Below are 10180 nucleotides of genomic sequence, written 5' to 3' on the forward strand. Positions count from 1 at the left end.
ACTACTTAATCAACGGCCGGAAAGCCGCCAGCACATCATCAGATCGTCCGATTGTTGAACCACCAGGCAACGGCAACTCAAACTCAAAACGAACAGCTTTCTCCAGACTCGCCCAACTAAGGGAATCATCGTTAATGACGTGCAAATACCAGCTCTTACAGTTGAATATTGACCGCTTAATCCTGAAACCATGTACACGACACAACTGCTTCACTTCATCATCAGAGTGAAACTTCTGGTAAAACCAGTGCCCCTTCCGGTACAACGCGGTAAAACCGTTATGATCAATAAAATAAAGCCGGCTTTTGGAACTCGCCGCTTGTGTTTGTTTCAGGACGGTTTCCAGCTCTCCACGGCTACGGCCAGAAAAGAATATTGACCCACCAGCTTTACACAAGCCTTTCAGAACCGTCAGAACGGACCATTCAGCCTCGACACTATCGACCGAGTTCAAAACGCTATCGCAAATCACGTAGTCGTAACGCCCTCGCGTTTTTAAGTCGTCCACCAGCGTATCAATCATCCGGTTTGTTGCGGTCCTATCCAGAGTGTTTCCAGCGCCCTTACGGCGGAAAAGCTCGAGATCATGCAGGTTATATCCCTTTGCCCTGAGCATTCGCGCGTAGTCTCCCTGCCCCGAACCAAAATCAATTCCTCTTGGCGTCTTGGCAATGATCGGGAGGATCAACGACTCATACAGGTTTGATTTCAGGCTGCCACCATTACGCAACCGCATAAGCTGCGCATACGTCTGGATGTATGTTGTTTTCTCCAGATGAGAATACTCAAATACACCATAAGTTTTATTCAGATAACTTTGGTATTTTTCCTTCTCAACATCAGGGATCACAAACACCGTTAGCGGTGTGCGCGTCATCTTCGCTGCTAATGCATACTGAGCACAGTGAATAACCTCGCCAGACTGAGTAGCAACACAACCACCCCACGGTCCATACTTGATAACCAGTTCCGCTATGTTCTTTCGAACATATGCCATTTTCGCGCGCATATTGCCTGAGATCTGGCTTGCCGAAACCTGAACAAAACCATGCTTATCTTCCAGACCGGACACCCTGCAACGCTCATCTCCGCTATCAAAATCCGTTCCGTTATGCAGTTGGTTAAACCGTACTTCGTCGTATACCGTCGTTTCACAGGGCAACACATACACCGCAGCACGCGTTATTCCCAACTTACGTAGCGCCTTCGTCCTTTGGTGTCCCGCCACCAGCAAATCGCCGCGCACTATCAATGGCTTCACAAGCCCCAGCTCCCTGACGCTTTCCGCCAGCCTCGCAAGATCATCCTCACCGATAAAACGCGGGTTATATTCCGCGCCGCGTAGGTGCGTTATGTCGTAATTGAGGTGAAGCATCAGCACACCTCCCCAGCCAGCAATGCGGATACAAATCCGATATAGCTGCCATTATCATCAACATAACGAGACACCGCGCAGTCAAAACGATCCGCTTCCTCATCCGTTGCCGGGATTTTATGACCTCCAAATGACAGGTACTGAACTTTTACGCCTGATTTGGCCTCATCCTTCTCAAATGGGATATCCATACCCTCTGTGTCATCGTAGACCGCCGCACTCAATAAGTTATCCAGTTCGCGCTGAGTAAAACCAATTGAGTCCAGAGCAAAATCATCGGCCGCAAGATCTGCAAGCTCCGCGCTTAACAACTCTTCATCCCAACCAGCATTCAGCGGAATACGGTTGTCGGCCAGACGATATGCCTTCTTCTGATTCTCCGTTAGCCCTTCCAGAACAATGCAGGGAACCTCATCCATCCCCAACTGAGTGGCCGCAGCAATTCGACCATGACCAGCAATTACAACGTTGTTCTCGTCTATCAGGATCGGATTAGTCCATCCGTACTCCTGTATGCTGGCAACAATCTGATCTACCTGCTCCACGGAGTGTGTGCGAGCGTTCTTTTCATAACCAATCAACACAGAAAGTGGTAAAGAAACCACATTAAGATGTTTTGTCATGCCGTTTATCCGCTAAAATCCCCTCGCTTGTGCAAGCAAGTGGGCCTCGGTTTGTATCCACGGCACCCTGTGGGTATGAATGACTGTCGTCAGGTCGCAACTGACGGCGGTCGCCCACCTTCCAGTAATAAAAAAGCCACCAGCATTAACTCCACAGCGAGCTGGAGTTAATGAGGCAGCTTTGGTTTGCGCATTATCGCAGCCCCTGATAAGCACAAGAGCTGCTGTAATGCGTTACGCAGGGATCAAACGGATGCGGCCGTTATTTACCTCAATACGAGAGTATTCCGGCTTACCATCAACGATTCCGGTAATGACAAGTTCGCCATCAGACGAGCATTCTTCTTTGTCGTCTTCAAGTACCGCGCCTTCTGGCAAATCAACACAGGCAAAAACAGGGCAGCCTGGATAACGATCATCTTCCATCGCAATCAACATCGATTCACCGAACCACTCTGTGGTAGCACGACCATCAGCCGCCTGATAGTGAATCAAATACTGGTTTTCGCCATTTGCATACTGAGCACGGGCTTGTACTTCTCCCCACTCTTCACTGATACGCATTGTTACCAGTTGGGATCATTCAAACTTAAACGGAACAGACTCTGCACCAATGGCAATCGGTTTATCTTCTTTCTTTTCCATAACATCACCTGAAAATAAAAGCCCCGCGACACCGCGAGGCTGTAAGAGTTACTTTCGATAGAAATCAAGGCGCATTTGCTCCCGCTTAAGCCGAAAAGCTCTCTGCGCCACTAAGATGCGCCACAGGACACCAGCAATAACCACCAGCGAGATACAAAAACACACGGCCACAATCATCAGAAAAATGCCAAGACCATTCATGAAACTATCCATTTTTCAATGAATACCTCCAGTAATATCAAGAGATACGCCGTACCCAGCGCGGTTCCTACCGATATAGCTAAGACAAACCTCAAAGATAACGAGGTGTCTTTCGCTTTTCTCCAGACGTAAGCGCCAGCCAGAAATACCAACAAATCTCTTATTGGAAGCGGAAACCAGAACAAATCACTCGGCATAAGCACGATCATCTTCCGCTGCTGATTTACACGCCGCAGTTACTGATATATTGATAACCGGTGCGCTAATCGTGATGGACGACTCTGTCGGTTGACGCGATATAACTGAACGATGGTTATCAATGAAGTCCACAATCTCATTCAGGCATTCTTTAGCTGCCTCATCGTGACTTTTTCCGTATGCTTCACGGAGGACTTTCATCCTCATCATTGCTCCGTCACATATAGTCGAAAGCGCGTAAAGCACATCACTAACCGCCATTTCTTTTTTGGTGCTTGTCGAAGGCATCCCATGTTCTCCTTTGTCTGGATGTAAAAAAGCCCCGGCAATTGCCGAGGCTCGTTGTTCGTTATCGTTACGGTTTAATGCTCGCGTCGTCCGGCGACAACTTCGGATTTGTATTTCAGGTCGCCCAGCAAGAATTGCAGTTTAAGCATCTTTGCCGCCGTGTAGTTCCCTGATTCCACAACCTCTTTCATGAGGTCATAAACGGCCGCAACATCATCAGCCAGGAACTCTTTGCGTTGCTGCTCAGTCGCACGTTTGAAGGAAATACGCATCACTCATCATCTCCTGCCGCACATACAACCTCACAAAAAAAATCAGCAGAATGTTTCTCCTTGAACGAATGACGCTCAAAACCGCACTCAATATCAGGCGCAAAAACATCCACCACATACGGTCTTTCAGAATGTTTGTTTTCCCAACGATAAACCGTAGTGACGTTGAAATGTTTTAACGCTTCACGGAACTCAACGCTGCCCGTCAGGTTTTTTGAGGTCAGGTATTGCAGGAGGTTTTTTACTACTTCACGGTCTTGTACTTTCATCAGATTTCTCCGGTTTAACCAGGGCGGGTATCGCTCGGTTTCGGGTATAACCATAGGAAATTTTTTCCCACCTGTAAAGCACTTTTTATATAAATATATAATTATATAATTTTATGCCACTTGCCAGAGAGCATCATGCAACTGGATACCTCCATTGCACTGGTTGCCCCAGCCATGCCAACCATCAGGTAAATCACCGCGAGAAAACAGCTCAATACGAGGAACATCACCTAACAGCCTTACCAGCTTGTCACGAACCACATCAGGCTTCCGAGAATGCTCCAGACGAGGCGATGTAAACGACTGAATGATCCCCGCATCAAGGCGGGTCGGCAATTTGCCTTTTACCGCAAACAAGCAATCTTCACTGTTTGCACGAGTCATATGCCCCATCCCCATCACCAGCTTATCTGGTTGTCGGCTACCACATTTGTTCCATGTGAAGCCCTTCATGGTCATAAGCCTGAATCCCCATGCTTTCACCACCAGCAACGCTTCTTCTGGCTGAGTCGGAACCCACCACATGGCCAACAAACACGATTCAGGATTAGCAAGCAGCCAGACAGGAATACGAGCAATATCCTCAGCTTTCATCGTTGGATACTTAAAACCAGCTCCACGATTCCCATCCTTACACTTATCTTTGTATTCCCAGGGGGGATCTGCATAAATCAGATTAAACAATGCAATTGCCTCCATGTTAGTTGTGCCTCCGGCGCTGATCTCCGGCAGTCATAACGCTGGCCAGCTCTACAGCAGACACAACGAAAAGGGCACTAACCAGACTGATTAATGCCCTTGCCTGTTGTGTGCCGGATATCGCCCGACAACGCTGTTTTGGTAACACGGCTACAGTTCCGTGCCGCTCCAGCTTTTACCCCTTTGCGGATAACAGGCCCTGCCTGTAACTTAGCCCCACGTTCGCCCGAAATGCGCACCAGGCACGCATAAAGATGAGCACGAAGGAAGTAACTCCACCGCGCTTATCTTTATGTGTGAGAGTGAATTGGTGGCCCCTACCGGATTTGAACCGATGACCGTGCGATTATGAGTCGCCTGCTCTAACCACTGAGCTAAGGGGCCATATTTGATCTGTTTGTCTGGTGTGGCGCCGCGCACGAAAATCCCAGCCAATAAATTCAGGATTTTTGGGCGCGGCGGCATATCAGACAAACATGGTTGATGCGTGCGCCCATGAGAAAAGCGCATAGAATGTTGTAACTATATATTTATATAATTATAGAAATATATATTACTTGGGGCAGTTGATTTCCCATGCCCTGTTATGAGCCAGAATATCTTTCTTTGTCTGGCGGTCCATAACATCGATATCGTGATCAGTCAGGTAGATGGGCTTTACCCAATCACAGGCGGTATCAACCACCACCGGGACGCTTCCACGACTCCCGCAGCTCGCGATCAACATCGTCATCAGCCATATGGTTAACACTCTGATGTACATTCCCCACCTCTTTTGTCACTTCTATACGCCGCTCCGCAGTGGCTTTTACGGCGGCTGCATTCTCATTAATGCGCTGCTTTTCAGCTTCATCTTCGGCCTTTTCTCGCCCCTTCATACGACCAAAACCAAACGCGCCGAATGCAACCAATATAATTGTGCCAATAAATGACAAAACGGCCTTCAAACCAGTCATACCACCACTCGCTCTTTCATCCAGCCGTAGACAAACGACTCATTCGCCTCGCGCTTCTCCGCCAGCTCCAGATAGCGTTCGCCCTGCGTACAGTTCAGCGACGTCAGCATCACCCGTTCGCCGTCTTTTCCCCGATTCCCAAGATAAGCACGCAGCGCATTAATGGTACGTGGACCGATTCGTCCATCTGCATCCAAATCGGGATACAGCTTCCCACGCAGATTGAACACATTCAGCCAGCGTTGAAGCATTTTGGACGCCACTGTTGGCCCCATATTCACACCGGTATCACACAGCTCTGCGGCAATATCAGAGGATAATGCGGCCACCTGATCAAAGCGTGGTCCGTACCAGTAATCAGCCTCAAGGATTTCCAGTGCCTGTTCGCGGGTTAAATCGCGCATATCGCCACGGTATCCATGAGCACGGGCAGTGTTCTGAGTAATGCCCCACTTTGTTGGGCCTCCCTTGTCGTCAGGGTGATCCACATAGCCGCCCTCTTTTCCAAGAACGCTGTTAAAAATCTCATCTTTGGTCATGATTAAACCCTAATGCGTCAACTATCCGCGCCAGATTGCCCCTGAAATACAGAACAACGATGCAGATAATCAGATTTCCAATAACCACCAGCCAGTGGGATTCTTGATAAAGACCGAACACATAACGGAAGGGAACATTGGCGTATACAATGACGTAAATATAAGCCAGAAAGGAAACAAATGGACGATGCCTGGAGTCTTTCCGTCGATAAAGCATCAGCGCCATTACTATTACTGTGCAAAGCACCGCATTAATCAGTGCTGACGGGTCACTGCTTACCATTTGAACCCCCTCCACGTAAGCGGGAAAGCATTCCAAAGATGCTACCGAGATCCTGGCTGTTTACGAACGTGAGGATTTTAATGGTCAATGCAGCCACAATAACCGCACCAAGCGCATCCAGAGGACGATCGTTGTAGCTGGTCCATTTAGCAAGAAATGAGCCAACTAACGGCGCTCCAATCACTCCAACAATGAACGATGTAAAGAAATAGCCAATCAGCTTGAGACGGCTAATATTCACCGCTGTAGCAACATAGAAAACAGCGCCAGCAAATGCCCCGAATACAACGCCGTAATCAATACCAGTTGCAATACCAAAAACGCTGGCACCCATCAGGCCACCAGCAGCAACGGCCGTACCGGAAATTGGTTCTGCTGACATTGAAATCCTCGTTAAAAAAAAAGCCCCGCCGAAAAAGGCAGGGCTTCATAAAGCAACAAATTACGCGGTAATCGCTTAACGCAGTTTTACTACGTTAAATGAAACACTACACCCAGTTACCACCTAAAACAAGGTTTCCCCATAAAAAAACCTTCATATCGTGGTTAATCGATCAATAAAAAAGCAATGTTCAACTTTTTACCAACTGAACATCCCGACCAGGACTTCCATAATATTCGCCGATATTCCACTGCTTAAGTTGAGTAATCTTCTCCAACTTAACTCCCACAGAATCCAATTTCTGCCATGTTTTCGGTTGTATGTGCCTCATTACCCGCTCTGAATATCTAAATACTGCTCGTAGCCTCGCTAAATTGCTCACTTGTCGCCTCCTTTACGAATCTGTTCCGCCCACTCCTCAAGAGATTTCTCCGCATATTCACCGGACAGGCCATCAATCGGGTGCGGTTCATTAGCCAACTCTTCTTTCGCTGACAAAATCATGCGTGTAACGTCGAAAACTTCACGCAAAGACTTATTGATAAATCCGTGATTGAACGCAGCAGCAAGACGGCTTGCGGTGTAGTTAATCCCCTCGTTGCGTGCCTCCGCACGTATTTCAGCCAGGAAAGCATCGGTGGCTGGAATGGGCTTTTGTGGTGATATAGCAATGCGAATTGTCTCAAGGTCTGGAGCTGTTTCCGCTGTTGGCACCTTGATATAACCCGTCTGCACCCCATTCATGATGAACCTGCGACGGTCATCACATATCGCCTTAAGCCCTGCATTCTCCGCCGCCAGCGCCGCACGACTGGCCTCCAGTTCAGCAATGCGTTTGCTTTGTGCTTCCCGTTCATTCAGCAACGCCTGCACTACTTCTGGGTTGAAAGCTGCGATATAACGAGCGTTGTTCTCTGCGTTTTTCTGTCCGTCAAAGCCGGTCCATTTGATAACGTCTTCACATCGTTTATCACCGGGTGTATGCACCGCATATGTACCAGTACCCGACGAAATAAATGCGACCCATTCGCCTTGTGTTGCCTGTTTTGCTATCTCACGTAGTGCCTGATAGTTAATTGCTGTGCTGTTAGTCATTCCAGGCCTCCAGCTCGTTCTGAATCTCCTCGTCAACCTCGTCATTGGTGGCGTCTTCGTTCAGATGGTCGCGCGCCTCTTTGAGATACTGTTCACGGCGTTCGTGGTACCAGGCTGAGAACTCCGGCGACCATCCTCGATTAGCCCCCTGAAAATCTACCATCGCATTATCCTCGGCCATACGCTCGACCATGCAATCCGCGGTGTTCAGTGCAACCTCACGGATGTACCCCCGCAGGTCGCGCTTACGCCAATACGGGCTATATTTTGAGTCGCAGCGGCCTTTAAATTCGACGGTCCAGCGACGGATGCAGCGTGCGTTAAGTGATTTGCTCATAGTTATGCTTCCTTAATACGCTTAAACTCAATTACCCATACCCACGGGTTAGATAGCCAGTTCTCTTGCCCGTAAATACCGCGCCAGATATCACCAAAGCCAACGCGATAAACAGCTTCCGGCGGTGTAATCTTGTACGTCACCGGAGATGCGCCTTCTGCTTTAGCATCTGCCTCGCTCATGTCATGCAGCCGCTCCACACGCACGTCGGTAATTTCCAGCAAAATACGCGAAGCCCAGCGCGGCATGTGAATCGACGGGGTCCAGCCCTCAGCTGGCTTGCTACTATCTGAGTAATCAGCCTTGTAATCACACAGTTCAGAAGCCAGAGAGACACCATCTTTGATTTCCTGAATGACATCGTTATCCAGCCAAAAAGCGTTGAATGTTTCACGGACCCATATGCGATCACCAACGTTACCGAACGGGCATAAACCATGTTCCAGTGCATCCATAACGTGGGTATAGACACCATTGCGTTTCTTTGTCGGTTTACGGATAACCAGGCAGTTATCGGCCCTGACATTTTTTACAGGTCGGCGAGTCTGCGTCTTCCTTCCTTCGAGGATGGCCCTAACCATATCGTCATTAAAAACAACACCACGTTCTTTCATTTAGAAGCCACCTTGTTCAATTTCCGGCGACAAGACACGCAATCATCAGGACTCTCAAAAGTGTCTGGCTCACGGTAATCACCAAAATACATCCAACGGCCGCAAATGCTGGTTACTTCACCTTCATTAAAATAATGATGTTTATTCGCCTTCATTGGCCTGACCCATCCGGCATTTTTCTTGCTCACTTCAACTCCTCCCGACGACGTTCCTGAAGCTCTAGCATTGCGGCTCGGAAATCCTGCCACCATTCCTCATCTGCAACGGGGGTGTTCCGCTCCAGCACCTTGTCCGCATCAGCGATCAGGTTTGCCAGACTCTTGTCTGAAATCTTCGTTACCGGAGTCGTTGGTTGCTCAACCTGCCCGATAGGTTTTATCGTGCTCAAAAGGAGGCGACGGCGGGAAAGTGGTGCCCCACAACGACGGCCATCTTCCTTGCGATATGTTTCTTTCGGACCAACACACCAGGTTGTCGGCGTTTCGCGCAACTTCACTCTTTTCTCACCATCATTGGTAATGATTATTCCGGTATGGGTTTTGATGCTCATGCCACAGCCCCTCTCAACGGCTTAACTTTGGCTAATAAGGTGTTAAACAACATGGAGTTAGGATTCATGCCAAATGGCAATTCCGGTTTAGCGGAGTAGTACAGGCAACCATTTATTTTCCTGGTTGTTATCTGTCCTTCGGCAACCATGCTTCTCAGTCTGCAACGCATAGAGTTCTGCGACACACCAATGTGCTCCGCGATTACGTCCACTTTTGAACATGGGTGATCGGTCAGGAAATTAATCACATCTTGGGGGTTAATAATTTTGCGTTTCATTGTCGAGGCGTCCTTATACATTTGTATAAATATATAATTCTATATACGGCGGGAGACGTCCCGCCGTAGGCTTACTGTCAGGCTTTCAATAGCGATTCTTTTAGATATCGGGCATCAGCCAGGGCGTTTGGAGTAATCTTGCGAACCCATGCATTACGGGTTGGACTCCACTTAAAGGCGCGTGATTTAAGCAGCGAACGAATGTTTGCCTCTGGTTTGCCAGGGAAATAAAACAGGATGCGGTTATCCTCTGGATCTATCTCCATAGAAAAGCCGTCGTATTCTTCGCGCTGTGCTCCTGTTACAGACTTGACCGATTCAAGCTCCTTAATACGGCTCTGTAGTCGTTTGATTTCGGCGTTATTGTTGCTCAGTGCGTATGAAGGGAATCCGATGTGCCCACAGAAATCTCCGGCCAGTAACTCTTTGGCTTCGCTTTCTGTAAACCTGAGATCGATTAATGCAGAAAGCTGCTGTATTTGGTCTTTTTTGTATTTGCGAATGGCCTTATTTGCGGCCTTCATTTTGACGTGTGACTTCATGCAGCCTTGCAGCTTACGAAGCAACTTAAATAGC

General features: G+C 48.4%; 17 protein-coding genes, 1 tRNA gene and 2 pseudogenes. All 20 read right to left on the minus strand.

Annotated features, from left to right (window positions below):
• Position 1: 1 nt before the first annotated feature.
• Positions 2 to 1375: a methyltransferase domain-containing protein gene (locus tag FTE26_RS00280; RefSeq protein ID WP_004105305.1), complete on the minus strand. Its 1374-nt coding sequence runs from the start codon at positions 1373 to 1375 to the stop codon at positions 2 to 4.
• Positions 1375 to 1998 carry a ParB/Srx family N-terminal domain-containing protein gene (locus FTE26_RS00285; protein WP_023908957.1) on the minus strand — a complete coding sequence of 208 codons (624 nt, stop codon included), beginning with the start codon at positions 1996 to 1998 and terminating at the stop codon, positions 1375 to 1377. The genes FTE26_RS00280 and FTE26_RS00285 overlap by 1 nt, the downstream gene beginning before the upstream one ends.
• Before the next feature lie 234 nt (positions 1999 to 2232).
• Positions 2233 to 2643 (minus strand): annotated as a pseudogene (locus FTE26_RS00290) (hypothetical protein).
• A gap of 48 nt (positions 2644 to 2691) precedes the next feature.
• Positions 2692 to 2844, minus strand: coding sequence for a hypothetical protein (locus tag FTE26_RS00295; protein ID WP_004105298.1), 153 nt, complete (start codon positions 2842 to 2844; stop codon positions 2692 to 2694).
• Positions 2845 to 3030: 186 nt separating this feature from the next.
• Positions 3031 to 3330, minus strand: a complete 300-nt coding sequence (locus tag FTE26_RS00300) for a hypothetical protein (RefSeq protein ID WP_001141358.1) — start codon at positions 3328 to 3330, stop codon at positions 3031 to 3033.
• 74 nt (positions 3331 to 3404) lie between these two features.
• Complete coding sequence (locus FTE26_RS00305; protein ID WP_001222808.1) at positions 3405 to 3602, minus strand: hypothetical protein; 198 nt, start codon at positions 3600 to 3602, stop codon at positions 3405 to 3407.
• Entirely contained in the window at positions 3602 to 3871 is a 270-nt protein-coding gene (locus FTE26_RS00310) for a hypothetical protein (RefSeq protein WP_000867916.1), read from the minus strand. Before FTE26_RS00310 ends, FTE26_RS00305 begins: the two co-directional genes overlap by 1 nt.
• Before the next feature lie 111 nt (positions 3872 to 3982).
• Positions 3983 to 4570: an MT-A70 family methyltransferase gene (locus FTE26_RS00315; protein ID WP_135092932.1), complete on the minus strand. Its 588-nt coding sequence runs from the start codon at positions 4568 to 4570 to the stop codon at positions 3983 to 3985.
• 308 nt (positions 4571 to 4878) lie between these two features.
• A tRNA-Ile gene (locus FTE26_RS00320) sits at positions 4879 to 4954 on the minus strand.
• A 293-nt stretch (positions 4955 to 5247) separates the two neighbouring features.
• Positions 5248 to 5526, minus strand: coding sequence for a hypothetical protein (locus FTE26_RS00325; protein ID WP_023908959.1), 279 nt, complete (start codon positions 5524 to 5526; stop codon positions 5248 to 5250).
• Positions 5523 to 6068: a glycoside hydrolase family 108 protein gene (locus tag FTE26_RS00330; protein ID WP_024180651.1), complete on the minus strand. Its 546-nt coding sequence runs from the start codon at positions 6066 to 6068 to the stop codon at positions 5523 to 5525. Before FTE26_RS00330 ends, FTE26_RS00325 begins: the two co-directional genes overlap by 4 nt.
• Positions 6052 to 6348 carry a phage holin family protein gene (locus FTE26_RS00335; RefSeq protein ID WP_000254764.1) on the minus strand — a complete coding sequence of 99 codons (297 nt, stop codon included), beginning with the start codon at positions 6346 to 6348 and terminating at the stop codon, positions 6052 to 6054. The genes FTE26_RS00330 and FTE26_RS00335 overlap by 17 nt, the downstream gene beginning before the upstream one ends.
• Entirely contained in the window at positions 6335 to 6730 is a 396-nt protein-coding gene (locus FTE26_RS00340; RefSeq protein WP_001271967.1) for a phage holin family protein, read from the minus strand. The genes FTE26_RS00335 and FTE26_RS00340 overlap by 14 nt, the downstream gene beginning before the upstream one ends.
• A 378-nt stretch (positions 6731 to 7108) precedes the next feature.
• Complete coding sequence (locus FTE26_RS00345; RefSeq protein ID WP_023908961.1) at positions 7109 to 7825, minus strand: ead/Ea22-like family protein; 717 nt, start codon at positions 7823 to 7825, stop codon at positions 7109 to 7111.
• On the minus strand, positions 7818 to 8162 hold the full coding sequence (locus tag FTE26_RS00350) for a hypothetical protein (protein ID WP_001705006.1): 345 nt from the start codon (positions 8160 to 8162) through the stop codon (positions 7818 to 7820). The genes FTE26_RS00345 and FTE26_RS00350 overlap by 8 nt, the downstream gene beginning before the upstream one ends.
• Positions 8163 to 8164: 2 nt before the next feature.
• Positions 8165 to 8776: a hypothetical protein gene (locus tag FTE26_RS00355; protein WP_004105282.1), complete on the minus strand. Its 612-nt coding sequence runs from the start codon at positions 8774 to 8776 to the stop codon at positions 8165 to 8167.
• A complete protein-coding gene (locus FTE26_RS00360; protein ID WP_001706266.1) occupies positions 8773 to 8931 on the minus strand; it encodes a hypothetical protein in 159 nt (52 codons plus the stop codon). Before FTE26_RS00360 ends, FTE26_RS00355 begins: the two co-directional genes overlap by 4 nt.
• A gap of 29 nt (positions 8932 to 8960) precedes the next feature.
• The gene (locus FTE26_RS00365) at positions 8961 to 9326 is read right to left on the minus strand and encodes a hypothetical protein (RefSeq protein ID WP_004105278.1); all 366 of its coding nucleotides are present in this window, start codon (positions 9324 to 9326) and stop codon (positions 8961 to 8963) included.
• Positions 9323 to 9604 carry a hypothetical protein gene (locus FTE26_RS00370; RefSeq protein ID WP_000823235.1) on the minus strand — a complete coding sequence of 94 codons (282 nt, stop codon included), beginning with the start codon at positions 9602 to 9604 and terminating at the stop codon, positions 9323 to 9325. Before FTE26_RS00370 ends, FTE26_RS00365 begins: the two co-directional genes overlap by 4 nt.
• A 77-nt stretch (positions 9605 to 9681) precedes the next feature.
• Positions 9682 to 10180 (minus strand): annotated as a pseudogene (locus FTE26_RS00375) (DUF3560 domain-containing protein); the annotation flags it as partial.

It is taken from the genome of Escherichia sp. S10b (assembly GCF_028421345.1).
Classification (GTDB): domain Bacteria; phylum Pseudomonadota; class Gammaproteobacteria; order Enterobacterales; family Enterobacteriaceae; genus ECMA0423.